The organism is Nocardia sp. NPDC001965, from assembly GCF_053594175.1.
In genome coordinates this window covers 80,252-104,721 of record NZ_JBSFDZ010000017.1, presented here as the reverse complement: position 1 = coordinate 104,721, position 24,470 = coordinate 80,252, and the positions used below count along the sequence as shown (strand labels likewise).

The window sequence follows — 24,470 nt, the reverse complement described above, 5'->3', positions numbered from 1 at the left end:
GTCGGACGATCGTTTCCATGAACGAGATGGAACAGAAACTGGCGGAATTCGTTGCGGCTTCGGCCGCGGAGCTGGGGGTACCCGGTGTGGCGGTCGGCGTCTGGGCCGACGGTCGTGAGCATTTCGTATGCCACGGTGTGACCAGTGTGGCGAACCCCCTTCCGATCGATCGGGACACCGGTTTCGTCATCGGGTCGGTCAGCAAGACGTTCACCGCGACCGCCCTCATGCGGCTTGCCGACCGCGGGCTCGTGGAACTGGACGCGCCGGTAAGCCGATACGTTCCGGAATTCGCCGCTCCCGATGTGGCGGCGCGCGATATCACCGTGTCCCAGCTGCTGAACCACACGGCCGGACTGGAATGGAAACTCGGTGCCGACACCGGGGAAGGGGCCGACGCACTGGCCCGGCATGCCGAGCTGCTGGCGGCGGCACCGCTGCTCACGGAGCCGGGAACCCGGGCGTCCTACAGTCAGGCCGGTTTCAACCTGGCGGGCCGGATCATCGAGAACGTCACCGGCGAGACCTTCGAACGAGCTGTGCGCACCCTGCTCTTCGAGCCCATGGGCCTGGCGGGCAGTCAGTACTCGCACAATGACGTGATGACCCGCCGGTTCGCGGTCGGGCACAACACCGGCGCGGACGGCACGCTCATGGTGGCCGGGCAGTGGAAGGACAACCGCTCGAACAATCCGGGCGGTGGTGCGGTGTCCTCGGTGGCCGACCTGCTGCAGTGGGCCCGGTTCCACCTCGGTGACGGCCGGACCGCCGAAGGCGATCGGCTGCTGTCCACCGCGGCGCTGCACCGGATGCGGCGGCAGACCGTGGAACTGCGTGGCAGCAGCCTGGGTGACGCATTCGGTCTGTGCTGGTTCCTGCGCGAGATCGACGGCGTGGCGACCATCGGGCACGGGGGATCGGGTAACGGCCAGTTCGCCGACCTGCTGATCGTGCCCGAACGGGACTTCGCCGTGATCGTACTGTCCAACGCGGGGCCGGACGCGGGCCTCGAATTCGATCGCGGCGTGGTGCGGTGGGCGCTGGAACATTTCCTCGCCGTGCTGGACCGCGATCCCGAACCGTTGCCCTACGACGCGGTGCGGGCAGCGGAGATCACCGGTGCCTACGAAAACGAGATGATGCGGCTCACCCTGGACACCGACGGGTCGGCGATGACCATCGGATGTGCCATCAAACCGGAGGTCCGCAGTGCCGCCGACTCCGAACTGCCGCCCGATCTGCCGCCCGCGGCCCTCGGCCTGCTGCCCGGTGACGCCGGCGAATACATCGTGACGGCCGGTGGCCTGGTCGGGCAGCGCGGGTACTTTACCCGGGACGCATCCGGTGCCGTGATGGCCATCGACCTCGCCGGCCGGATGTTCGAGCGAACCCGGTGACGGATCCGGATCGCGCGGCGAATCGTCGGAAGGGCACAGAGTGATCACCATCGGCCAGCTCGCGCGGTACGCGGGCGTCACGACCAAGGCCGTGCGCGTCTACCACGATCGCGGTCTGCTTCCCGAACCGCCGCGCGACTCCTCCGGCTACCGGCGCTACCGAGCCGAGGACGCCGTCGCCCTGATCAGGATCAGGACATTGGCACAGGCAGGGGTCCCGCTGGCGCGGATCGAAGAGTTGCTCGCGGCCGACTCCGGGGAATTCGCGGCAGCGCTCGCCGAGATCGATTCCGCGCTCGCCGAACGTGCCGAGGAGATCGGGCGGATCCGCGCCCGGCTCGCTCAGCTGGACAGCGGCGAGCGGCTTTTCGTATCCACGGAGGTGGCGGGATACCTCGATCGGCTGCGCTGCCTGGGCGCGAGTGACCGGGCTGTCCGGATGGAGCGCGATATCTGGATCCTGCTGCAATCCTCGGCTCCGGCGCAGGCGGCGGCCTGGCTCGCCGATAAATCGGAGGCCGTCGACGATCCGGAATTCGCCGCGCTGTATCTCGACTACGATCTCGCGTTCGACTGGTCGCCCGATGATCCGCGGTTACCGGATCTGGCCGAGCGCACCATGCGTTGGACGGCGGGGCGAAGTACCGAGGCGGGCAGTGCGATTCCGGCGCTGGATTTGGAACTGCTCGGCTTGGTCACCGCCTCGATCGATATCACTTCACCCGCCTGGGATCGTCTGGCCCGCCTCACCCGGCACGCGGACGGATGAGGCGGAGAACCAGGTCTCACCGGGCGATCCAGGTGCGGTGAGCGCTCGATGCCGGGAGCTACGTGGGACACACGAGGATCGGTGTCCGGCGGACCTCGAAGCCCCCGTTCAGCCGTGCCGGAACCGGAAAACCGTGCGCGCCAGGCGCAACCGTCGGCCGTTGCGGTTGAAGCTGGACAGGCCCAGCGGTTCGCCGTACCGGTTGCGCGCGATGGACAGGGTCCGGCTGAATTCGCGTAGCCCGTGGACGCCGTGGCTGTGGCCCTGCCCGTATTCGCCGATGCCGCCGAACGGTAGCGCCGGAATACTGGCGTAGGTGGTGGCGGTGTTGACCGTGACCACTCCGACCCGCAACCGTTCGGCATAGACCTCGACCTCGGCGATATCACGGGTGAACACCGATACCGCGATACCGCGTCCGGCATCGTTGATCCGAGCCACCGCATCGTCGAGGTCGCGCACCTTGTTCACGATGAGGACCGGGCCGATGCCCTCCTCGGTGATGGCGATGCTCTCCTCCGGTACATCGACCAGCACGATCGGCTCGACATAGGGTTCGCGAATCGAATCCAGCCCGCCGACCACCGCGCGTCCGCCACGGGCCAGCGCGTCCCGGACCTGTTTGCGTACCACCTCGGTCTGCGATTCCAGGATCATCGGTCCGTAGGACGAGCGGCGGTCCCCGCCAGGTTTGAGCGCGCGGGCCCGCTGGACCACGAGATCGAGGAACTGCTCGTAGACCGAGGCCGCGACATAGGCCCGCTGGACGCCGGTCGCGTTCTGCCCCGCGTTGGCCATCGCCCCGAATACCGCGGCGTCGGCGGCATCGTCGAGTTTCGCATCGACGTGCACGATCATCGCGCCTTTCCCGGAGTTCTCGACCACCACCGGGGTCATGGTCCGGGCGCACAGTGAGATCACTTCGCGGCCTTCGGCTTCCGGTCCGGCGTAGGCGATCTTGTCGACACCGGACCGGCACAGCGCCGCCGCGGTGGAATCGTCGCCGGTGACCGCCGCCAGGACGGGCCGATCAGCGGCGACCTCACGCCAGGTATCGGCCAGCCACAGCCCGGTGCCGCTGGTCACCTCGTGCGGTTTGAACACCACCGCGTTACCCGCGGCCATGGCGTAGGCGATCGAACCCATCGGCGTGAAAACCGGGTTCTGCCAGGGTCCCAGGACGCCGATCACGCCGAGCGGCAGGTAACCGACCGAGGCGCGCTGGTTGCGGGTCAGCCAGTTGGAGGCCAAGGGGCTGCGGCTCAGCGCGCGCTGCGCGTTGCGGGCCGCCCAGTCCAGGTTCTCTACGGCGAGCATGACCTCGATCGCGGCGTCGGCCTCGGGTTTACCGGTTTCCTCCCGCAGGATCTCCACCAATTGCGCGGCCCGCCGCGCTATCACCCGTTTCCACTCCAGTAGCAGCCGCTTACGGGTTCCGAAACCCGCTGTCGACCACCAGCTCTCGACAGTTCGCGCGGCGTGGACCGCCCGTTCGAGATCGCTGGGACCGGCAACGGCGTAACTGCCCACGACTTCGCCGGTCCGGGGGTCGTGGGATGTGAGCACGCTCGGTCGGCCGGATCCTCCCGAACGCGCTGCCACCTCGGGCTGCGCGGTATCGGCCATGAAAATCAGATTATGGTGGTGCAGTAGCGCCGACAAGGTGCCGTTACTGCCCATCGACTGTCCCTGCGCCGCCGACCAGGGTGGATAACCGGCCACAGCGCTGCTGTGAGCAAAGGCACAATTGATTCGACCCGGCTCGGGGTAGAGGCGGCGCTCCAGCGTCCCGGATCCGAGCCGGTAACATCGCGCCCGGCGCCAGGGATCATCCAGGGGGATACCGATGCGCCGGTCACCCCGCAGCCCCATCAGGCCGATAGTGGAGAGTTGATGCCGAGTTCGAACGAAGCCGGAGCAGCCACCGGCGAGAATGCCCCGCCGATTGTTTCGGTGGATTCCCGCCCGCCCGCTGTGGACATACCGGACTCCGTGCCCGTCCACACCAACGGCCACGGCCCCGCCGCGACGGCGACCACGGACGCGGTCCGAGTCGAGGACATCACCAAATCCTTCGGTGATGTGCACGCGTTGCGCGGGGTGAGTTTCTCGGCCCCACGCGGCACGGTGCTCGGCATCCTCGGACCCAACGGCGCGGGCAAGACCACCAGCGTCAAGATCCTGTCCACGCTGCTGCGTCCCGATTCCGGGACCGCCGTCGTGGCCGGTCACGATGTCCGCAAGGATCCCGCGGGGGTGCGCCGGTCGATCATGATGACCGGCCAGTACGCCGCCCTCGACGAGAACCTTTCGGGCCGCGAGAATCTGGAGCTCTTCGGCCGGTTGATGGGCCTGGGCAAATCGTCGGCCCGTAAACGCGCCGATACGCTGCTCGCCGAATTCGACCTCGTGGCCGCCGGTCGGCGGCCCGTGCGGCAGTACTCCGGCGGTATGCGGCGGCGGGTCGATATCGCCTGCGGTCTGGTGGTGCGGCCGGAGGTGGTGTTCCTCGACGAACCGACCACCGGTCTCGACCCGCGCAGCCGTCAGGGGGTGTGGGATCTGGTGAGCGCGCTGAAAGAGCAGGGCATCACCGTGCTGCTCACCACCCAGTACCTGGAAGAAGCCGATGTGCTGTCGGACAACATCATCGTGATCGACAAGGGCACGGTGATCGCGGAGGGCACCGCCGACGAACTCAAGGAGAAAACCGGCGGCAGCTACTGCGAGATCGTGCCGCTGGACCCCACCCAGCTGGGCCGGGCCGCCGATGCCCTGGGGGATCTGGTTCCGCCCGCCCATGCCGCCGATCTCGTCGGGGCCGAGCGATTGTCCATTCCGGCACCGGACGGTGCCGCGACCCTGGCCGAGGCCTTGCGCCGCCTGGACGCCGCCGATATCGCGCTGGCCGATATCGGGCTGCGTCGCCCCTCGCTCGACGATGTGTTCCTGTCCATCACCGGCCATCCGGGTGGCGACCGGCAGGGTGGCCCCGCGTGAGCCGGTCGGGCCCGGAGACGGTGACGCGGCAGAAGCACGCGGTGCTCGCGCCCGCGCGCGGAGAACAGAGCGTGGCCGGCGCCGCGGTGGCCCGCCCCGACCTGTTCGCGGACCTCGCACGCACCCGGTTGTCCTCGTTCGCGCAGTGGCGGGCGCTGACCGGACGCGTCGTCTGGACCATGGCCACCAAAGGCGAAATGATCGCCGCGATCGTGATGCCGCTCGTGTTCACCGTCGGTTTCTATCTGCCGCTGCGCTACGTGATGCAGTTCCAGGGCATCGACTACGCGCAGTTCGTCATGCCGATCGTGGTGCTGCAGACCATGGCGTTCACCATGATGTCCAATGCCCAGCTGGCGGCCGTCGAGGCGCTCACCGGGTTCAGTACCCGGTTGCAGACCATGCCGATCGGCCTGCTGGTACCGCTGACCTCGCGTATCGCGGCGGGCCTGGTCCGCTCGACCGTCTCGCTGATCGCGGCCCTGATCTACGGACACGTCATCGGATTCGAGTTCACCGCGGGCTGGGGCCAGACGGTGGGTTTCTGCGCCTTCGCGATCGCCGTCGGCACCGTGCTGGCCGTCGGTGCGGACGGGCTGGGCAGTCTGACCAAGAGTCCCGCTTCGCTGAGCCAGGCGCTGACCCTGCCGACCTTGATCTTCGGCATGATGTCGTGCGGCTTCGTTCCGGAGACGGGCTTCCCCGAGTGGGTCCGGCCGTTCGTGCGCAACCAGCCGATCACCCAGTTCGCCTACGCATTGCGCGATATGGCCGGGGACGGGGTGACCTGGGAGGTGCTGCGCGTGGGGTTGCTGTGGCTGATCGGCGCGGCCGCGCTGTTCACCCCGTTCGCGGTATGGGCGAGTGTGAGGCGGTCATGACCAGAGGACACGGCATGAGCGAATCGGGCCCGGAGGCGGTAGCGGAGCGTGACCACGCAGGGCTCTCGCTCATGACCAGAGGACACAGCGCATGACCGTAATCGAACGATCGGTGGCGGTCGACGAATCGCCGCTGGATATCGCTGCACTCGAACTGCCGCGGGTCGACGCCCGGTCGGAGCGGTCGCCGGTGGTGTGGGCGGCGCACAGTTCCATCGAGTGCAAGCGACTGCTGACAGCCTGGCTGCGTGACCCGGCCACCACCATTCAGACGATCGTGTACCCGGCGCTGACCCTGGTGATGTTCTGGATCGTGCTCGACGATTCCATCTCCGGTTTCACCGGGAAACCCGCGGTCTACGGCACCGTCCCGATGATCACGCTGGTCGCGGCGATGACGGGTGCGGTGGTCAGTGCCCTGGGCTTCAAGGTCGAAAAAGCCACCGGCCTGCTCGGCCGGTTCTGGACCATGCCGATCCATCGTGCGGCGGGCCTCACCGGCCGGCTGCTCGCCGAGACGATCCGGATCACCATCACGACGATCATCATCATCGCCGTGGGTTTCGCGCTCGGATTCCGCTTCGACCAGGGGCCGTGGGCCGCGTTCGGGCTCATGGGAATCCCGATCCTGTTCGGGCTGGCGTTCGCCGTCTTCATCACCGCGCTCGCGACCATCTCCGAAGGCCCGCTGCTGGTCCAGCTGGTCGGCATCATCATGAACCTGCTGCTGTTCTTCAACTCCGGTTTCGTTCCGGTGCTCGCCTATCCGAGCTGGCTGCGATCGACAGTGGAGAACCAGCCGATGAGCTGTGCCATCGAGGTGATGAAAGGACTGTCCTACGGCGGGCCGGTCGCGGAACCGCTCGTCGACACGCTGCTGTGGGTGGCCGGTGCCGTGCTGGTGTTCGGCTACCCGGCGATCCGCGGCTACCGGAAGGCCGCCGAGAGCAGCGGCTGATCGTGGCGGGCTACTTCCGGGATCCGGTCTCGGAAGTAGCCGGCGCGAACGGGTAACCGACCCAGCGGTCGCGGTTGGTCCAGCCGACGAGGTCGTAGCGCCAGCGGAACGGCCAGGTACGGGAGACGGTGTTGAACAGCACCGCGCCCAGCACCGCGTAGTCGTCGTGGGCCGACAGCAGTGCGCGCTGCCCGCGCGGTGAGGCCGAGAAGAAGGAATCGAACATGGCGATCGACTGTTCGGTGGTCAGCCGGCCGAGCCCCCACAGTCCGCGCATCCGCATCCAGTAGGTGAGACGGGCCTGCCACGGCCACAGTGCGGCGATCGGATCCGACCCGGCCAGAATCGCGGTGACCGCGGTATCTGCCAGCGCGAACGAATCGGCGACACTGTAACCGGTGCACGGGTGCATCATTCCGCCCCGCGAACCATAGGGCACCACCCGGCCGACCCCGTTCTTCGGCGGCGGGGTGTCCAGTGGATAGTGCGCGGCCTCGCTGGGCTCTTCACCGGTCAGTTCGATACCGTGCGCGGCCAGCCGCGTGAGGGTGCGTTTGCGGAGTTCGTGCTGGGGCATACCGCCGCGCAGCCCGAGGCTGGTCTCCTCGAAGATCACCGTGCCGTCACCGAGCGGTACCGCGTACAGGAACGATGGCGGCTCATCGGGTCCGGCGCCGTTCTCCGGCCGCCAGTCCAATAGCAGACCCTCACCCTCGCCGACCATCGGCGCCGCGGTTTCGGCGTTCACGAAGATGCCGTGCGCACTGGCCGCCCGGCGGTCGCCGAGGGTGGGCATACCGCGCGAATCCACCACCACCGCGGCACGTATCAGCGTCCCGTCGGCGAGCTCGACCTCGCGCGCCGCCACCCGGATCGCCCGGCCCGCGTAGACCCGGGCGTCGTCCAACGGCAACGCATCGCGGAGCAGCGGCTTCGACAGCACACAGTAGGGGCGTTCGATCTCGATCTTTCCGGTCGTCCAGACGACCGGAGCGGGGATCCGGCTCGCGATCACACTGTGCGGCAACCAGTCCGGGAGTTCGTCGATCCAGCAGGAGAAGGTCGGCGGCCACAGGCGGTCGGGGCGGGGGTCCACCGCGGCGACACGCAAACCGGCAACGGTAGCCCGGTGGGCGAGCGCACGCCCGGACGGGCCCAGCCCGACCACACAGATATCGAACTCACCGACCGCGCTGTCTGCCATGTAGTGCATTCAACGGGGTACGGCGGGGGAGAGCAATAGGGGGTGGGTCCTACCAGATGGGGCGGCGGGGTCAGGATTTGGGGGTGACCCAGGTGGTGATGTCGGCGTGGACTACTTCTCCGCCGGTTTTGTCGTAGATCGAGACGGGGACGGTGAGATCCTGTCCTTCGGTGATGGTGGTGAAATCCGGGATCTCCGGTAGTTCGGCCACGGCTCGCAGGCCGGTGGTGGCCTTCGTCAGGTACTGGACCTGCATCGCCTTGGGGATCCAGCGATGGGTGGTGGGTACCGTCGCCTCGCTCAGCATGCCCATGGCGATCTCGGCGAGGTTGCAGGCGGCGATGGCGTGGAAGGTGCCGAGATGGTTGTGCACGCCGAACCATTTCGGCGCTTTCACCTCGCAGATGCCCGGTTCGAGGCGGACCACCCGGGGCAGCACCGTGGCGAAGTACGGGACCCGCGCCACCATCGACAGGGAGAACAGGCCGTGGCCGAAGGGGTTGTCGGGCAGTTTTCGCCAGCCGCGGTAGGTACCGGTCTCGTTCGTCATACCGCTATCTTACTCATCGGTAAGATAGCGGTGGCGCGGTATGGTTGCCGCAGTGCCGGAACTCGGCCGACCCCGATTTGAAACGCCTCGGGGGGCTCGTGCATACTGTTCGGGTTGCCTTGCCCCGGGTGGCGGTTGTTTCCGTGAAACGACCAGGCCGGGCGGGGTGAGCAAAACCAGCGAGTACCTCATCGTTCACCGATGTGGGTACGTCCGGGACATAGTTCCGAAGGCCATGACGAAGTTTTCTTCCGGGGCCGAGGAATGAGCGGCGGGGCGACACGCCCGACCGCGTGGACCGGAGAACCATGACAGATGAACAGCGGCACGGACTGGGTTGACCCCTGGTCGTGGTCTCCACTGCGCCGGATTCATCCTGGTCGGGGCCCTGCGTGGTTACGCAGGCTGCCTCCTCCGGGCCTGATCCGCCCAGGACGGGACGTCATCGTGTGTTCGGGCTGTGCAAATGAAGGTGGTACGGACGCCCTAGCCGGTATCCGGATCACGGACGAAAGCGGAGAAAAGGACACTTAGCGTGGCGGGACAGAAGATCCGCATCAGGCTCAAGGCCTACGACCACGAGGCGATCGACGCGTCTGCGCGCAAGATCGTCGAGACGGTGACCCGCACCGGGGCCCGGGTCGTCGGGCCGGTGCCGTTGCCGACCGAGAAGAACGTGTACTGCGTCATCCGTTCGCCGCACAAGTACAAGGACTCGCGCGAGCACTTCGAGATGCGTACGCACAAGCGGCTTATCGACATCCTCGACCCGACGCCGAAGACGGTGGACGCGCTCATGCGCATCGACCTGCCGGCCAGCGTCGACGTCAATATCCAGTGACGGGGACTCGAGCTATGACTGACAACAAGAGCAGGCCCGCGGCCGGCATCCTGGGCACCAAACTGGGCATGACCCAGGTGTTCGACGACAAGAACCGGGTCGTCCCGGTCACCGTCGTCAAGGCCGGACCGAATGTGGTCACCCAGATCCGCACTGTCGAGCGCGACGGCTACAGCGCCGTTCAGGTCGCCTTCGGTGCCATCGACCCCCGCAAGGTGAACAAGCCGGAGTCCGGCCAGTTCGCCAAGGCCGGTGTCACCCCGCGCCGGCACGTCGCGGAGATCCGGATCGCCGACGCCTCGACTTTCGAGGTCGGCCAGGAGATCTCGGCGGAGGCCTTCGAAGAGGGCACCTACGTCGATGTGACCGGTACCAGCAAGGGCAAGGGCTTCGCCGGCACCATGAAGCGTCACGGCTTCAAGGGCCAGGGCGCCTCCCACGGTGCGCAGGCCGTGCACCGCCGCCCGGGTTCCATCGGTGGCTGCGCCACCCCCGGCCGTGTGTTCAAGGGCATGCGCATGTCGGGCCGGATGGGTAACGACCGTGTCACCACGCAGAACCTGTCGGTTCACAAGGTGGACGCCGAGAACGGCCTGCTGCTGATCAAGGGAGCGATCCCGGGTCGCAAGGGCGGCGTCGTGATCGTCAAGAGCGCCGTGAAGGGTGGTGCGCACGCATGAGCAGCTCCGCTGTGAATACGGAGAAGAAGTCCGCAAACCTCACCCTGCCGGTGAAGGAACTGGGCGGTAAGACCAACGGCACCGTCGATCTCCCCGCGGAGATCTTCGACGTGACCGCCAATATCGCGCTGATGCACCAGGTGGTCGTGGCCCAGCAGGCCGCCGCCCGCCAGGGCACACATTCCACCAAGACCCGCGGTGAAGTCCGCGGTGGTGGTAAGAAGCCATACCGGCAGAAGGGCACCGGCCGCGCCCGCCAGGGTTCGACCCGCGCGCCGCAGTTCGCCGGTGGCGGCATCGTGCACGGCCCCAAGCCGCGCGACTACAGCCAGCGCACCCCCAAGAAGATGATCCAGGCCGCCCTGCGTGGTGCGCTGTCGGATCGGGCGCGTAACGAGCGGATCCACGTGATCAGCGAACTCGTCGCGGGCCAGGACCCCTCGACCAAGACCGCGAAGACCTTCCTGTCCGAGATCTCGGATCGCAAGAAGTTCCTCCTGGTCGTCGGCCGCGACGATATCGCCGCCTGGAAGAGTGCCCGCAACCTGGAATACGTGCACACCATCGCACCGGACCAGCTGAACACCTACGACGTGCTGGACAGCGACGAAGTCGTTTTCAGCGTCGAGGCGCTCAACGCCTTCGTGCACGGCCCGGCTGAGGCTGCACAGGAGGAGAGCAAGTGAGCACCATCGCCGATCCGCGCGACATCCTGCTGGCGCCGGTCATCTCGGAGAAGTCCTACGGCCTGATCGAGGAAGGCACCTACACCTTCCTGGTCCACCCGGACTCCAACAAGACCCAGATCAAGATCGCGGTCGAGAAGGTCTTCGGGGTGAAGGTCACCAGCGTCAACACCGCCAACCGTCAGGGCAAGCGCAAGCGGACCCGCTTCGGTTACGGCAAGCGCAAGGACACCAAGCGCGCGCTCGTGACCATCTCGGCCGACAGCAAGCCCATCGAGATCTTCGGAGGCCCGGTCGCGTAAGCGGCGGGGAATCCAGAAAGTAGAGAAGAACTCATGGCAATCCGTAAGTACAAGCCGACTACCCCGGGCCGCCGCGGGTCGTCCGTCTCGGACTTCGCCGAGATCACCCGGTCGACCCCCGAGAAGTCGCTCATCCGCCCGCTGACCAAGAGCGGTGGCCGTAACGGCCACGGCCGCATCACCACCCGGCATCGCGGTGGCGGTCACAAGCGCGCCTACCGGCTGATCGATTTCCGCCGGCTGGACAAGGACGGCGTGCCGGCCAAGGTCGCTCATATCGAGTACGACCCCAACCGCACCGCCAATATCGCGCTGCTGCACTACCTGGACGGCGAGAAGCGCTACATCATCGCGCCCAAGGGCATCGCGCAGGGCACGAAGATCGAGTCCGGTCCGACCGCGGATATCAAGCCCGGCAACAACCTGCCGCTGCGCAATATCCCGACCGGTACCACCATCCACGCGGTGGAGCTGCGTCCGGGCGGCGGGGCCAAGATGGCCCGCTCGGCCGGTGCCAGCATCCAGCTGCTGGGCAAGGAAGGCCCCTACGCCACGCTGCGCATGCCCTCCGGTGAGATCCGCCGCGTCGACGTGCGCTGCCGCGCCACCGTCGGCGAGGTCGGCAATGCCGAACAGTCGAACATCAACTGGGGCAAGGCCGGCCGTATGCGCTGGAAGGGACGTCGTCCCACGGTCCGTGGTGTCGTCATGAACCCGGTCGACCACCCGCACGGTGGTGGTGAGGGCAAGACCTCCGGTGGTCGTCACCCGGTCTCGCCCTGGGGTCAGCCGGAAGGCCGTACCCGTAAGCCGAACCGTCCGAGCGACAAGCTCATCGTCCGTCGCCGTCGCACCGGCAAGAAGCGCTAAGGAGGAGGTAAGAAATGCCACGCAGCCTCAAGAAGGGCCCGTTCGTCGACGACCACCTCCAGGCGAAGGTGGACGTGCAGAACGACAAGGGCACCAAGCAGGTCATCAAGACCTGGTCGCGTCGTTCGACCATCACCCCCGATTTCATCGGCCACACCTTCGCCGTCCACGACGGTCGCAAGCACGTGCCGGTGTTCGTCTCGGAGAACATGGTCGGGCACAAGCTCGGTGAGTTCGCGCCGACGAGGACGTTCCGCAGCCACGTCAAGGAAGATCGGAAGAGCAAGCGGCGATGAGCACAGAAACTCAGAATCCGACTGCGCGCGCGACCGCCAAGCACGTGCGCGTGACCCCGATGAAGGCCCGCCGAGTGGTGGACCTGGTCCGCGGTAAGCGCGTCTCCGACGCGCTCGACCTGCTGCGGTTCGCCCCGCAGGCCGCCAGCGAACCGGTCGCCAAGGTCGTGGCCAGTGCCGCGGCGAACGCCGAGAACAATCTCGGCCTCAACCCCGACACCCTGGTCATCTCGACGGCGTATGTCGACGAGGGCGCGACCATGAAGCGGTTCCAGCCGCGCGCCCAGGGCCGGGCGTTCCGGATCCGCAAGCGCACCAGCCACATCACCATCGAGGTCGAGAGCGTCCCCACCGCCGGTGGCACTCGTGGCCGCCGGAAGGGAGGGGCAAAGTAAATGGGACAGAAGATCAACCCCCACGGCTTCCGCCTCGGTATCACCACCGACTGGAAGTCCCGTTGGTACGCCGACAAGCAGTACGCGGACTACGTCAAGGAAGACGTCGCCATCCGCAAGCTGCTGAGCACCGGTATGGAACGTGCCGGCATCTCCAAGGTGGAGATCGAGCGCACCCGTGACCGGGTCCGCGTCGATATCCACACCGCGCGTCCGGGCATCGTGATCGGCCGCCGCGGCGCCGAGGCCGACCGGATCCGCGCCGAGCTGGAGAAGCTCACCAAGAAGCAGGTCCAGCTGAACATCCTCGAGGTCAAGAACCCCGAATCGGATGCGCAGCTGGTCGCCCAGGGTGTGGCCGAGCAGCTGTCCAACCGGGTGGCCTTCCGTCGCGCGATGCGTAAGGCCATCCAGTCGGCCATGCGTTCGCCGAACGTCAAGGGCATCCGCGTGCAGTGCTCGGGCCGCCTCGGTGGCGCCGAGATGTCGCGCTCGGAGTTCTACCGTGAAGGCCGCGTCCCGCTGCACACCCTGCGTGCCGATATCGATTACGGCCTGTACGAGGCCAAGACCACCTTCGGTCGTATCGGTGTCAAGGTCTGGATCTACAAGGGCGATATCGTCGGTGGCAAGCGTGAGCTGGCTGCCCCGAGCGCGCCGGCCGGGGATCGCCCGCGCCGGGAGCGCCCGAACCGTCCGCGTCGTTCCGGTTCCTCCGGCACCACTGCGACCAGCACCGAGGCCGGGCGCGCCGCTACCGCGGTGGCCGAGCCCCCGGCAGAAAAGCAGGAGGGCTGACCAATGCTGATGCCCCGCAAGGTCAAGTTCCGCAAGCAGCATCATCCCGGTCGTTCCGGTATGGCGAAGGGCGGCACCTCGGTGTCGTTCGGCGAGTTCGGCATCCAGGCGCTGGAGCCGGCCTACGTGACCAACCGGCAGATCGAGTCGGCGCGTATCGCGATGACCCGCCACATCAAGCGTGGCGGCAAGATCTGGATCAACATCTACCCGGATCGCCCGCTCACCAAGAAGCCGGCCGAAACCCGCATGGGTTCCGGTAAGGGTTCGCCGGAGTGGTGGGTCGCGAACGTCAAGCCCGGTCGCGTGATGTTCGAGATGAGTTTCCCGAACGAGGAGATCGCTCGTGAGGCCCTGCGCCGCGCGATGCACAAGCTCCCCATGAAGTGCAGGATCGTGACGAGGGAGGAGCAGTTCTGATGGCAACCGGTACCCCTGCCGCAGAGCTCCGCGAGCTGACCGAAGAGGAGCTCGTCTCCCGTCTGCGCGAATCGAAGGAAGAGCTGTTCAACCTGCGCTTCCAGATGGCGACCGGTCAGCTGACCAACAATCGCCGGCTGCGTGTGGTGCGTCACGAGATCGCGCGTATCTACACGGTCATGCGTGAGCGCGAGCTCGGTTTGACCACTGCCCCCGCTGACAAGGGAGATGCGGCATGAGTGACAAGGTGGAGGAGCAGCGCAGTACCCGCAAGGTGCGGACCGGCTACGTTGTCTCCGACAAGATGCAGAAGACGATCGTCGTCGAGCTGGAGGACCGTCACCGGCATCCGCTGTACGGCAAGATCATTCGCACCACCTCCAAGGTGAAGGCGCACGACGAGAACGAGACCGCCGGTGTCGGCGATCGCGTGCAGCTGATGGAGACCCGGCCCACGTCGGCCACCAAGCGGTGGCGGCTGGTCGAGGTCCTGGAGAAGGCCAAGTAAGGTCGCTCTTCGGCTGCGAAGGTCGTAAACGTAAGGCCCGCTTCCCGGTTCGGGAGGCGGGCCTTCGTCGTTCCGGGTTCGTCCGGTGGTGGGCTCGTTCGAGCAGCGATCCGAGCGCGAACTGCTATCTGTCGTCGGGGTGGGCAGCCGGGACGACCGTGACCAACCCTTCGAGTCCCGGAACGTCCTTCGGGTTCGCACGGCTGCGCAGACCAGGGCTATGAGGGCCGGTGAACGCATGGTGCCGAAGGTAGGGGTGCGCTACGGAAGGGCACATCGGATTGTGGTACAGCGTTTCATCGCCCCGGAGTACCGGCACCGATCGCACTCGGCCCGTTTCGTCGAGTGCGCCCGCCGGAGGAGTGGTGCTATGGGCTCGGGGTGCCGATCGGGCCGGCCGGAGGTAGCCGATCCCTGCGGGTTCGCCCACTGTCCGGGCTCAGGGTGGTTTCGCGGGACCGAGCGCAGGGCGGGCGAGCCGGGCACGGTCACACTGCTTCTCGCCGATATCGCTCGCCCCACAATTCGAGCAACCTCGCGACCGGCTGCAGGCTCGCGCCGAGCTCGGTGAGGTCGTACTCCACCTTCGGCGGCACCTCCGCGTACACCGTTCGCCGGATCAGTCCGTCTGCTTCCAGCTCGCGGAGCTGGCGGGTGAGCATGCGCTGGGTGACCGAAGGCATGGCGCGGCGGAGTTCGCCGAAGCGCAGGGTGCCGTCGAAGAGATGGTTGACGATGGCCATCTTCCATTTGCCGCCGACTACTTCCATAGCCGCTTCGACGGTGCAGTAATCCGGTACCTCGTCGTGCATGTGACCTCCATGGGTATACAAAATGTGCCTACAGCACAGAAAAGACCGTACTTGTTCGAAGAGTTCGTAACACGGAATCTGTTCCCGAGAAGTTTCCGGTGAGTGCGAGGAGTTCCCGTGACCATCCATCCTGTTCTGTCCGAGGTGCGTATCGGCACGCTGCGGCTGCCCAACCGTGCAGCGGTGGCTCCCATGTCGCGGGTCAGCACGGCCGGTGACGGCGTGCCCACGGCCGCTATGGCCGAGTACTACGCGCGGTTCGCCGCGGGTGGGTTCGGGCTGATCACCGCCGAGGGGACATATATCGACGAGGAGTTCAGTCAGGCATACCCCGATCAGCCCGCCATCGTGACCGCACGTCAGATCGACGCATGGCGGGCGGTCACCGACGCGGTCCACGCCGAGGGCGGGACGATCGCGCTGCAGCTGATGCATGCCGGGGCGCTCCTCCAGGGCAATCGTCACAGTGACCGGAGTATCGCGCCCTCGGCCGTGCTGCCCAAGGGGGCCAAGATGCCCTCGTACGGTGGTGCGGGCCCCTTCGCGTTACCCGCGGCGGCCGACCGGGCGGATATCCGGCGGATCCAGGGTGGATTCGCCGCGGCGGCGGTGCGGGCCCGGGCGGCCGGGTTCGACGCGGTGGAGATCCACGGCGCGAACGGGTATCTCGTCGACCAGTTCCTCACCGAATACACGAATCGCCGCGAAGACGAGTACGGCGGCGATCCGGCCGGGCGGGTGCGGTTCGCGGTCGAGGTGGTCGGGGCGGTACGGGCGGCAGTGGGGCCGGAGTTCCCGGTGGGCTTGCGGCTCTCCCAGACCAAGGTGAACGACTTCGGCTATCGGTGGGCCGGCGCCGCCGAAGCCGAGACGATCTTCCGCGCGGTCGGCGGGGCGGGCATCGACTACCTGCATCTCGCCAGCGAGGGGCGGGACTGGTACGACACCGCCGTCCTCGACACCGGCGAGACGATCACTCGGCTGGCCAGGACAGTCACCGGGCTCCCAGTGATCGCCAACGGCGGTATGCATATTCCTGATCTCGCGCGGACGGTGCTCGAGGAAGGGCACGCAGACCTGGTGGCGCTCGGGCGTGGGGCGCTCGCGAATCCGGATTGGCCGCGGGTGATCGCAGCCGGAACCCGGCCGGCCGCATTCGATCGCGCGATGCTCGATCCCGAGGTGACGCTCGCCGGGCAGGCATCCTGGGAGCGTGCGCACAGCGGGCGGCGCGTGCTCCGATAGGAGGTCCAACAGGCGATGGGAGCGGAGTTCGCGCAGGCACGGCTGGCGGCGGGCGCGCTGTTCGCGCGGCCGTGCGCGGGCGGTGTGGCGGTACTGCTGGTGCACAAGACCTACGGCATCGGCTGGGATCTGCCGGGCGGATATGTGGAGCCCGGCGAATCGCCGTCGGTGGCCTGTCGGCGGGAGGTCGCCGAAGAACTCGGCATCGACTGTTCGCCCGGGCTCCTGCTGGTGCACGACTGGGCGCCGAATCCGGGCGAGGGGGACAAGGTGCTGTATGTGTTCGAATGCGGGCAACTCGACGATCGGGGCATCGTATTGCAGGCCGCGGAACTCGACCGGTGGGAATGGGTCGCGGCGGATCGGTTGGACAGCCTGGTTGTGCCGCGGCTCGGGCGCCGGCTGCGGTGGGCGCTGGCGGCCCGGCGGCAGGGATCGGGAATGTATCTCGAACGGGGTGAGCCCGTGACGGGAACGCGGCAGTAGTGAACGGTGGCGGGCGGAATCTCGGGATCGTCTACCTGCCGGCACGCGACTACAGCGTCGAGACCGGTCGCTGGGCGCCGCTCGACGACCACGGGTACCCGATGCGGCACGGAAGTTTTCGCTGAGACCGGCATGGCATACCCGGTGCGTCCTGCCTGTGACGGATGTCGTATCCGGGTGCCGAAATGTGATATAGGGGAGGGCGGTTGACGAACCGGGGGGCCTCGGGGCTACGGTGTACGAGCTATGAGGGACGCTGCGACAACGATTTCGGGGGCCTGGCAGATCGAGGACGGCACAGCGGTTACCTTCCGCGATGCCGCGGTGGCCTGGGCGATGGCCGCCTACGAGGTGCTGGGCGAGACCGCGACAGAGTACGGGTACTACGTCACCGTGCAGGAATTGGCCGATCGGGTGCAAGAGATGTCGGGGGTGCGTACCGACGCCCCGACCCGCACCTGGATGGACGCGATCCTGCGCAAGGTGGCACGCCGCTGCCACAATGCCGGCGAGCCGCCGCTGACGGCGCTGTGCGTCAAACGCAACCTCAAGGTCGGCGACAGCTACAAATATGTGCTCGAACTGGCCGCGTTGCCGATCCCGGCCGATATCGAGACCCATGCGGCCTACGCCCGGTGGGCCTGCTACGCGGCCTACGGCGCGGATGTCCCGGCCGACGGGGGAACGCCGCCGCTGATCCGGGGTGGCAGCGCCCGGCAGGCCGCGGCCGTCACCAAGCAGGCCGCGGCCAAATCGGATCCCGGGGTGCGCACCGTGGTGTGTTCCAGCTGCTTCATCCAGTTGCCGGCCACCGGGATCTGCGAACACTGCTGAGGCCCGGCGTGCTCATGCCAGCGTCGTATGCCAGAGCAGTGCCGCGGTGAGAGCACCGGCCCCGTTGACCGCCCAGTGCAGGGCGATGGGTGCCAGCAGGCTGCCGCTGCGGTGGCGCAGCCAGGTGAACACGACGGCGGCGGCCGCGGTGGCGACGACGGCGATCAGCACACCGGCGATCCGGCCGAGCGGACCGCCGCCGATCAGCTCGGACAGACCGCGGTTCCCTGCGGTGAGTCCCAGGGACGAAGCGATATGCCAGAGTCCGAACAGCAGTGATCCGGCCGCGAACACGCCCCGGGCGCCCCACGCCCGATCGAGGGTCCCGTGCAGGACCCCGCGGAACGCGAGTTCTTCGGGGATCACGGTCTGCAACGGGATCACGATCATCGAGGCGATGAGCGCGCCGGAGATGGTGGCGTAGCGGTCGGCCAGGAAGAACGGACGGGTCAGTGGTAGCGCGGCCCCGATGATCACCGCTGCCAGTACCACCCCCACCGCGGCGAGTGCGTATTTGGTCCCGGTCCGCCAATGGCGGGGCGACAGGCCCAGCTCCGACCAGTGCAGACCACGTCGGCGCATGATGCCCAGCAGTACCAGCGCGGCGACCGGCACGCTCACGATGTTCGCCCACGCGGTGGTGAAATGGGCGATCAGATTGGTGCAGGTGAGCACGACCACGACGACCGCCACATCGGCGTAGGCGTGGAGGCGCGGGCGCGGAGCGGCAGCTGTTTCCTCGGTGACCGGGTAGAGCATTCGGCCCAGTGTACGGATGGCCGATATGTGCCCGCTGTGCGTACCGGAACGGTGCTCAGGGGGCGTCGGCCCCGGCCCAGCCCCGCGGGTCGGTCCAGGCATGGAGGTCGCGAGTGCTGTCGAAGCGCCTGTTCTCGCCGGTCACCGGATCGGTGAAGGCGAGGGTGGCGGCGAGCAGCTGTAGCGGGCGGGTGAAATCGTCGACGGACTTGTCGGTGATCACGGGGTAGAAATCGTCGCCGAGGATGGGGATCCCCAGTGAGTTCATGTGCAGGCGCAACTGATGGGTGCGACCGGTCGCGGGATAAAGCCGGTAGCGGGCTATATCGCCGCGCCGCTCGAGTAGTTCGACCCGGGTGCGCGCGTTGGGTGTGCCGGGCACCTCCTGGGCGGCCAGGACGTGCTTCTCCTTGATGATGCGGCTCTCCAACGAGAGCGGGAAGATCAGCCCGCTGCGGTATCCGGCGACGGCCTCGTACTCTTTTCGCACCAGCTGCCGCTGGAACAGGGTCTGGTACGCGCCGCGGCGGGCCGGGTCGACGACGAACAGGACCAGACCGGCGGTGGCGCGGTCGAGGCGGTGCGCCGGGATCAGGTCGGGCAGGTCGAGTTCGCGCCGCAACCGGACCAGTGCGGTCTGCAGAATATGGCTACCGCGCGGAATGGTGGCCAGGAAATGTGGTTTGTCGACGACCAGGATGGTGTCGTCGCGATAGACGATGGGCAGGTCGAAGGGCACCGGCTTCTCGTCGGGCAGATCGCGATGGAACCAGACCGCGCCACCGGGGATGTAAGGAGCGTCCGGTGCGAGCGGTCCGTCGAGGTCGACGATTTCACCCGCGCGCAGCATTTCGTCGATCCGCGCGGGTTCGACCCGGGGCAACCGGTGGACCAGGTGATCGCGGACGGTCGCCCAGTCGCCTTCCTCGGGTAGCCGCAACCGGGCCGGGTCCAGCCCGAACCGTTTCGGCAGCGGAGGCTGCTGCCTTCTCCTCATCGATCGGAGCATAGTCCGCGCGGCGTGGACGGCATCCGGCCCGCCCGCGCCGGGTGACGACGGTTACTTCCAGTAGCCCTGCGCCTTGATCTGGGTTTTCGGCAGTGCGTGGGTGGTCCGCAGGCTTTTCACGATGGACCGGGTGCTGGCGGTGTCGCAGGCGACCCAGGCGAACGCGTCCGCGGCGACGGTCAGTTGTTCGGCTTGTTCGCGCATACCGCGGCCGTCGTCGATGCGCTGGATCCAGGTGACCTCGTGGTGCGGTTTGTTGCGGACGGGCAGTCCGGTATCGGATTCGTACTGCCATTCCAGCCAGACCCGGGCCGGGACGTCGCCGATGGATTCGAGCAGGGTGTTGATCGCGGGCAACGAGGCGGAATCGCCGAAGACCAGGTACTCGCCGGGGGCGGTCGCGGGCAGTTCGAATCTGGAGCCGAGTACGGAGGTTTCGATCACGTCACCGACTCGGGCGCGTTCGGCCCACTGGCTGGCCGGTCCGCTGTGCACGGCGAATTCGATGTGGAAGTGGTCGTTGTCGGGGTCCTGATCGATCAGGGTGTAACCGCGGTGGTGCAGTTTGTCGGTATCGGCGTCGGGGATCCACAGCCGGATGAACTGGGTGGGGTGCACCGGGTGGTCGGCCAGCAGACCGCCGGCGGTGAATCCGATGCGGATGTACTTATCGGTGATCCGCTCGGTGGAGGTGACCGTCAGCCGGTAGTCGTCGGCCCGCCATACCTTCATGATTACGCCATCGCTGCCTCTTCCCATGCAGGTTAGCTTAACCTAAGTTCCCCGGCGGGTCAGTGTTTCGCCGGGTGGGTCGGAGCAGGCCGAAGGCCGGGGATTGCCAACTTAGCCTTACCTATCTTTTTGGTGGTTGCTATGTGAAGATGAGTCGCGAATTCAGCACATCGGCCGAAAGGCGAGGGATATGACGGTGGAGGCCGCGCCGCCGACGGCGGTGGAAACGGGGAATCGGCCCCCGCGCGCACAACAGAAGGCGCAGAAACAACGGGAAGCGCAGGCGCGCAAGGAGATCCTGGCGCCGGTCAACGGGGTACTCACGGCGGCGAGCGCGCTCGTCGCGGTGGCCTCGGTGCTCAATGTCGTACCGTTCGTGCTGATCGTGGAGGCATGTCGGGAACTGCTGGCCGGCCGGGCCGATACCGACCGTGTCTGGATGCTGCTGTGGACGGCGGTGACAGTGCTGATCGCCCGCGGCGTGCTCCAGGCGGTCGCGCTGACGTGGTCACATCACGTGGACGGCGGCTTCCAGCTGGCTGTCCGCCGGTCGCTGGCCGATAAACTCACCCGGGTGCCGCTGGGTTGGTTCGGCGAACGCACATCGGGGGATGTGAAGAAGTACCTGCAGGACGATGTCGAGGCCCTGCACTATCTGGTGGCCCATGCCCGGCTGGACTTCGTCGGCGGCGTCGTGGTTCCGGTGGTGACGCTGGTCTACCTGTTCACCGTGGACTGGCGGCTCACGCTCGTACTGCTGATCCCGTTGCTGGCCTACGGGATCGCGCTGAGCCGGATGCTCGATCAGACCAGCCGGGACCGGATCGCGGTGTACAACCGCTGGGAGCGCCGCGTGCAGGCGGCCACCATCGAATTCGTGGACGGCATCCAGGTGGTGCGGGCCTTCGGCCAGGCCGGTAAGGCCCACCACGAGTTCCAGGCCGCAGTGGACGGGCAGACCGCAGCCTTCACCCGATGGAAGACGCCCATGATCCGGTTGCAGGCGATCGCCGATATCGCGCTGACCCCGGTCTTCGTCATGATCGTGATCGTGGCGGCCGGTCTGGGCGCGGTGGGTCTGGACTGGGCGCAGCCGCTGGATCTGCTGCCGTTCCTGCTGGTCGGACTCGGTCTGGGAAGTTCGCTGCTCGGGCTGGGTTACGGCGGGGAGGCATTGCGCGCGGCCGGGGCGGCGGCGATGCGGTTGTACGACCTGCACCAGGCCCCGGAATTACAGGCCGGTGCCCCGGAGCCGGTGGCGGAGAACGACAGTGGCGTACCCGGTCTCGTCCGGTTCGAAGGGGTGACCTTCGGATACCGCGACGATCACCAGGTGTTGCGCGATATCGACCTGGAGATGCGTCCCGGCACGCTGACCGCGCTGGTGGGACCCAGCGGTTCGGGTAAGTCCACCTTGGCGAAACTGCTGCCCCGCTTCTACGACGTCGATTCCGGCCGGATCACCATCGGCGGCCGTGATATCCGCGATTTCGGCAGCGACGAGCTGTATCGCACGGTCGGGTTCGTCTTTCAGGATGTCCGGCTGATCCGCGGTTCCCTCCGCGACAACTTGTTGCTGGCCCGGCCCAGCGCGGACGACGCGGCGCTGGAGATCGCCGCGCGGGCGGCACAGATCCACGACCGCATCACCGCCCTGCCTCGCGGGTACGACTCCGAGATCGGGGTGGACGCGATCCTGTCCGGCGGTGAAGCGCAGCGGCTGTCGATCGCCCGGGCGCTGCTGGCCGACACCCCGGTACTCGTCCTGGACGAGGCGACGGCCTTCGCCGACCCGGAATCGGAGGCCGCGGTGCAGGACGCGCTGGCCCGGTTGGTCGCCGGGCGCACCGTACTGGTGATCGCGCACCGGTTGCACACCATCGTCGGGGTCGACCGGATCCTGGTGCTGGACAACGGTGCCCTGGTGGAACAGGGCGAGCACGCGCAGTTGAAGACCGCGGGTGGCATGTACCAGCGGCTGTGGGAGATCAACGAGGCCGCCGTGGGCGCGGTCGCGACGGTGGACAGCGGGGATATCCGATGATCAAGAAATTGCTCGCGCTGATACCCGCCGAATTCTCGCCGCTCACCCCGAAACTGCTCGCCGCGATTCTCGCCCAGGCATCGAGCCAGGCCCTGGCGTATCTGCTGCTGGTACCGGTACTCGAGGCGCTGTTCGGTGACGATCTGCCGCGCGCGTGGTTCTGGGCGCTGTTGATGCTGGTCGCGGTCGGTGTGGCGGCCGTATCCGGTTATCTGCAGACGATTTTCGGGCTGCGTATCGCGGTCGGAATGCAGCGCGGTCTGCAGACCCGTATCGGCGACCATCTCAACGCGCTCCCGCTGGGCTGGTTCGAAACCCACGGCGCCGGACCCCTCTCGCGGCTGGCGGTCGAAAATGTCCGCGAAATCCAGCAGGCGCTGGCCTATCTGATGGCCAAGGTGCTCAACAGCGTCGTGGTGCCGCTGGGCGTCGCGGTGGGCATGGTGTTCGTGGACTGGCGTATCTCGCTGGCCATGCTGCTGTCGGCCCCGGTGCTGCTCGTGGTGAACAATCTCGCGGCCCGGTCGTACGCGGCCGCGGACGCACGGGCGCACGCCGCCGCGGCCGAAGCCGATGCGCGGGTGGTGGAATTCGCCCAGGCCCAGCCGGTGCTGCGGTCGCTGGGTGCGGTCGGCGCGGGGAACCGGGCCCTCGATTCCGCACTGGCCGAGCAGAAATCGGCGTCGACCCGGGTGCTGTTCGCGTCGGTCCCCGGCCTCATGGTCTTCTCGCTCTGTGTCCAGGCGGTGTTCCTGGTCCTCGCCTATGTCGTGGTGAGCCGGGTGACCGGTGGATCCCTCTCGGTACCGGCGGCGATCGCGCTCATCGCGGTCAGCGCGCGGTTCATCGAACCGCTCAATCTGGCGGCGCAGCTGGGCAACGGACTGCGCGGTGCGGCGGCTGCTGTCGATCGGCTGACCGAGTTGTTGAACGAACCGACACTGCCGGAGGCGACGGAGCCGGTCACGCCCGGGGCGCCGGGGGTGGAATTCGACGATGTCGGCTTCTCCTACCGCTCCGGCGCGGCGGTGCTCTCGGGTCTCACCTTTCGGGTGCCGCCGGGAACCACCACCGCGGTGGTCGGCCCGAGTGGTGCGGGAAAGACCACGCTGCTGCGGCTGGCGGCGCGTTTCTACGACGTGGACTCCGGCCGGGTGACCGTGAGCGGGCACGATGTGCGGGATCAGCCGTCGGCGGTACTGCTGGACCAGGTGTCACCGGTATTCCAGAACGTCTACCTGTTCAACCGGTCGGTGGCCGAGAACATCCGCATCGGGCGACTCGACGCCACCGATGAGGAGGTACGGCGGGCTGCCGAGGCGGCTCGGGTGGACGAGATCGCGGACCGGCTGCCGGAGGGTTACGAATCCACCGTGGGTGAGGGCGGATCATTGCTGTCCGGTGGTGAACGGCAACGGGTTTCGATTGCCCGGGCGCTGCTCAAGGACGCGCCGATCGTTCTGCTGGACGAGGCGACCAGCGCGCTGGATCCGCACAGCGAGGCCTCGGTGGTGCGCGGTATCCACGAGCTCACCAGAGGTAAGACGGTGATCGTCGTGGCGCATCGGCTGGCGACCATCGCGCACGCTGATCAGATCCTGTTCCTCGACGCCGGCCGGATAGTCGAACGCGGGACCCACGCCGAACTCCTGGAGCTCGGCGGCCGCTACGCCGATTTCTGGAACGAGCGGTCCCGGGCCGGCGGCTGGCGATTGGAACAGACTGTCGGATAAGCGATTCCGGAGTATCCAGGGAGAGAGCGGGGCCGCGGGTGTGTCTCCGGTCGAGCCCGCGACCAGGTGTGTCAGCTTAGCCTAAGCAATTCTTTCCATTGGGTGGGCATCCGGTATGGAGAATCGCACTCTCGCAATGTAAGGTGAGCCTAAGCTCAGGCGTGACAGTGGTGGTTCGGCGGTGGCCGTACCGAGCAGTGAAGGAGGTCCGGTGGTCGATCCGCTCGTGGTCCACGCCGTCTCCGCTGCCCGTAGCAGGAG

The 24,470-nt window shown here is 67.3% G+C and carries 28 protein-coding genes; 21 read left to right on the top strand and 7 right to left on the bottom strand.

Annotated elements, in window-relative coordinates:
- Positions 1–17: 17 nt before the first annotated feature.
- On the top strand, positions 18–1,397 hold the full coding sequence (locus ACWCPQ_RS22930; protein ID WP_449902085.1) for a serine hydrolase domain-containing protein: 1,380 nt from the start codon (positions 18–20) through the stop codon (positions 1,395–1,397).
- A 40-nt stretch (positions 1,398–1,437) separates the two neighbouring features.
- Entirely contained in the window at positions 1,438–2,166 is a 729-nt protein-coding gene (locus ACWCPQ_RS22925; RefSeq protein WP_449902083.1) for a MerR family transcriptional regulator, read from the top strand.
- Positions 2,167–2,274: 108 nt separating this feature from the next.
- Here ACWCPQ_RS22925 and ACWCPQ_RS22920 read toward each other — a convergent pair whose 3' ends face one another.
- Positions 2,275–3,792, bottom strand: coding sequence for an aldehyde dehydrogenase family protein (locus tag ACWCPQ_RS22920; RefSeq protein WP_449902138.1), 1,518 nt, complete (start codon positions 3,790–3,792; stop codon positions 2,275–2,277).
- Positions 3,793–4,059: 267 nt separating this feature from the next.
- On the opposite strand from ACWCPQ_RS22920, the gene ACWCPQ_RS22915 reads away from it, so the two are divergent.
- The 3 genes from ACWCPQ_RS22915 (at position 4,060) to ACWCPQ_RS22905 (ending at position 7,005) form a co-directional block, all read left to right on the top strand.
- Positions 4,060–5,166 (top strand): ATP-binding cassette domain-containing protein, encoded by a 1,107-nt coding sequence (locus tag ACWCPQ_RS22915; protein WP_449902081.1) that lies wholly within the window; start codon positions 4,060–4,062, stop codon positions 5,164–5,166.
- A 71-nt stretch (positions 5,167–5,237) separates the two neighbouring features.
- Entirely contained in the window at positions 5,238–6,047 is an 810-nt protein-coding gene (locus ACWCPQ_RS22910; protein ID WP_449902135.1) for an ABC transporter permease, read from the top strand.
- 91 nt (positions 6,048–6,138) lie between these two features.
- The gene (locus ACWCPQ_RS22905) at positions 6,139–7,005 is read left to right on the top strand and encodes an ABC transporter permease (RefSeq protein ID WP_449902078.1); all 867 of its coding nucleotides are present in this window, start codon (positions 6,139–6,141) and stop codon (positions 7,003–7,005) included.
- Between the two features lie 10 nt (positions 7,006–7,015).
- Here ACWCPQ_RS22905 and ACWCPQ_RS22900 read toward each other — a convergent pair whose 3' ends face one another.
- Both ACWCPQ_RS22900 and ACWCPQ_RS22895 read right to left on the bottom strand, forming a co-directional pair.
- Positions 7,016–8,209 carry a lycopene cyclase family protein gene (locus tag ACWCPQ_RS22900; protein WP_449902076.1) on the bottom strand — a complete coding sequence of 398 codons (1,194 nt, stop codon included), beginning with the start codon at positions 8,207–8,209 and terminating at the stop codon, positions 7,016–7,018.
- 70 nt (positions 8,210–8,279) lie between these two features.
- Positions 8,280–8,759, bottom strand: coding sequence for a hotdog fold domain-containing protein (locus tag ACWCPQ_RS22895; RefSeq protein WP_449902074.1), 480 nt, complete (start codon positions 8,757–8,759; stop codon positions 8,280–8,282).
- A 535-nt stretch (positions 8,760–9,294) separates the two neighbouring features.
- Between ACWCPQ_RS22895 and rpsJ the strand changes: the two genes are divergently transcribed.
- From rpsJ to rpsQ, 11 genes are read left to right on the top strand one after another with little or no spacing between them, the layout of a single operon-like run.
- Positions 9,295–9,600 carry a 30S ribosomal protein S10 gene (gene rpsJ, locus ACWCPQ_RS22890; RefSeq protein ID WP_003938093.1) on the top strand — a complete coding sequence of 102 codons (306 nt, stop codon included), beginning with the start codon at positions 9,295–9,297 and terminating at the stop codon, positions 9,598–9,600.
- A gap of 14 nt (positions 9,601–9,614) precedes the next feature.
- A complete protein-coding gene (rplC, locus tag ACWCPQ_RS22885) occupies positions 9,615–10,280 on the top strand; it encodes a 50S ribosomal protein L3 (RefSeq protein WP_449902071.1) in 666 nt (221 codons plus the stop codon).
- Positions 10,277–10,966, top strand: a complete 690-nt coding sequence (rplD, locus tag ACWCPQ_RS22880; RefSeq protein ID WP_449902069.1) for a 50S ribosomal protein L4 — start codon at positions 10,277–10,279, stop codon at positions 10,964–10,966. Before rplC ends, rplD begins: the two co-directional genes overlap by 4 nt.
- A complete protein-coding gene (gene rplW, locus ACWCPQ_RS22875; protein WP_019045018.1) occupies positions 10,963–11,268 on the top strand; it encodes a 50S ribosomal protein L23 in 306 nt (101 codons plus the stop codon). The genes rplD and rplW overlap by 4 nt, the downstream gene beginning before the upstream one ends.
- A gap of 33 nt (positions 11,269–11,301) precedes the next feature.
- Positions 11,302–12,138, top strand: coding sequence for a 50S ribosomal protein L2 (rplB, locus tag ACWCPQ_RS22870; RefSeq protein WP_063035577.1), 837 nt, complete (start codon positions 11,302–11,304; stop codon positions 12,136–12,138).
- A 14-nt stretch (positions 12,139–12,152) separates the two neighbouring features.
- Positions 12,153–12,434 (top strand): 30S ribosomal protein S19, encoded by a 282-nt coding sequence (gene rpsS, locus ACWCPQ_RS22865; protein ID WP_030522695.1) that lies wholly within the window; start codon positions 12,153–12,155, stop codon positions 12,432–12,434.
- Positions 12,431–12,829: a 50S ribosomal protein L22 gene (gene rplV / locus ACWCPQ_RS22860; protein ID WP_030522694.1), complete on the top strand. Its 399-nt coding sequence runs from the start codon at positions 12,431–12,433 to the stop codon at positions 12,827–12,829. Before rpsS ends, rplV begins: the two co-directional genes overlap by 4 nt.
- Positions 12,830–13,627 carry a 30S ribosomal protein S3 gene (gene rpsC / locus ACWCPQ_RS22855; protein WP_062999054.1) on the top strand — a complete coding sequence of 266 codons (798 nt, stop codon included), beginning with the start codon at positions 12,830–12,832 and terminating at the stop codon, positions 13,625–13,627.
- Positions 13,628–13,630: 3 nt separating this feature from the next.
- Positions 13,631–14,047 carry a 50S ribosomal protein L16 gene (gene rplP, locus ACWCPQ_RS22850; RefSeq protein ID WP_449902066.1) on the top strand — a complete coding sequence of 139 codons (417 nt, stop codon included), beginning with the start codon at positions 13,631–13,633 and terminating at the stop codon, positions 14,045–14,047.
- Positions 14,047–14,286, top strand: coding sequence for a 50S ribosomal protein L29 (gene rpmC, locus ACWCPQ_RS22845; RefSeq protein WP_449902064.1), 240 nt, complete (start codon positions 14,047–14,049; stop codon positions 14,284–14,286). Before rplP ends, rpmC begins: the two co-directional genes overlap by 1 nt.
- Positions 14,283–14,555: a 30S ribosomal protein S17 gene (gene rpsQ, locus ACWCPQ_RS22840; protein WP_449902062.1), complete on the top strand. Its 273-nt coding sequence runs from the start codon at positions 14,283–14,285 to the stop codon at positions 14,553–14,555. The genes rpmC and rpsQ overlap by 4 nt, the downstream gene beginning before the upstream one ends.
- Positions 14,556–15,043: 488 nt before the next feature.
- Here rpsQ and ACWCPQ_RS22835 read toward each other — a convergent pair whose 3' ends face one another.
- Complete coding sequence (locus ACWCPQ_RS22835; protein ID WP_449902059.1) at positions 15,044–15,367, bottom strand: winged helix-turn-helix transcriptional regulator; 324 nt, start codon at positions 15,365–15,367, stop codon at positions 15,044–15,046.
- A 117-nt stretch (positions 15,368–15,484) separates the two neighbouring features.
- Between ACWCPQ_RS22835 and ACWCPQ_RS22830 the strand changes: the two genes are divergently transcribed.
- From ACWCPQ_RS22830 to ACWCPQ_RS22820, 3 genes are all read left to right on the top strand, one after another.
- Complete coding sequence (locus tag ACWCPQ_RS22830) at positions 15,485–16,612, top strand: oxidoreductase (RefSeq protein ID WP_449902057.1); 1,128 nt, start codon at positions 15,485–15,487, stop codon at positions 16,610–16,612.
- Between the two features lie 15 nt (positions 16,613–16,627).
- Positions 16,628–17,098 (top strand): NUDIX domain-containing protein, encoded by a 471-nt coding sequence (locus ACWCPQ_RS22825; protein WP_449902055.1) that lies wholly within the window; start codon positions 16,628–16,630, stop codon positions 17,096–17,098.
- A 246-nt stretch (positions 17,099–17,344) separates the two neighbouring features.
- Positions 17,345–17,932 (top strand): hypothetical protein, encoded by a 588-nt coding sequence (locus ACWCPQ_RS22820; RefSeq protein ID WP_449902052.1) that lies wholly within the window; start codon positions 17,345–17,347, stop codon positions 17,930–17,932.
- Between the two features lie 12 nt (positions 17,933–17,944).
- On the opposite strand, the gene ACWCPQ_RS22815 is transcribed toward ACWCPQ_RS22820, so the two are convergent.
- The 3 genes from ACWCPQ_RS22815 to ACWCPQ_RS22805 all read right to left on the bottom strand — a co-directional run bounded on the left by ACWCPQ_RS22815 (position 17,945) and on the right by ACWCPQ_RS22805 (position 20,459).
- Entirely contained in the window at positions 17,945–18,691 is a 747-nt protein-coding gene (locus ACWCPQ_RS22815; protein ID WP_449902051.1) for a CPBP family intramembrane glutamic endopeptidase, read from the bottom strand.
- Positions 18,692–18,746: 55 nt separating this feature from the next.
- Positions 18,747–19,688 (bottom strand): RluA family pseudouridine synthase, encoded by a 942-nt coding sequence (locus tag ACWCPQ_RS22810; protein WP_449902049.1) that lies wholly within the window; start codon positions 19,686–19,688, stop codon positions 18,747–18,749.
- Positions 19,689–19,751: 63 nt separating this feature from the next.
- Complete coding sequence (locus ACWCPQ_RS22805) at positions 19,752–20,459, bottom strand: siderophore-interacting protein (RefSeq protein WP_449902046.1); 708 nt, start codon at positions 20,457–20,459, stop codon at positions 19,752–19,754.
- 163 nt (positions 20,460–20,622) lie between these two features.
- On the opposite strand from ACWCPQ_RS22805, the gene ACWCPQ_RS22800 reads away from it, so the two are divergent.
- Positions 20,623–22,476, top strand: a complete 1,854-nt coding sequence (locus ACWCPQ_RS22800) for an ABC transporter ATP-binding protein (protein ID WP_449902044.1) — start codon at positions 20,623–20,625, stop codon at positions 22,474–22,476.
- The gene (locus ACWCPQ_RS22795; protein ID WP_449902040.1) at positions 22,473–24,209 is read left to right on the top strand and encodes an ABC transporter ATP-binding protein; all 1,737 of its coding nucleotides are present in this window, start codon (positions 22,473–22,475) and stop codon (positions 24,207–24,209) included. Before ACWCPQ_RS22800 ends, ACWCPQ_RS22795 begins: the two co-directional genes overlap by 4 nt.
- Positions 24,210–24,470: the final 261 nt, after the last annotated feature.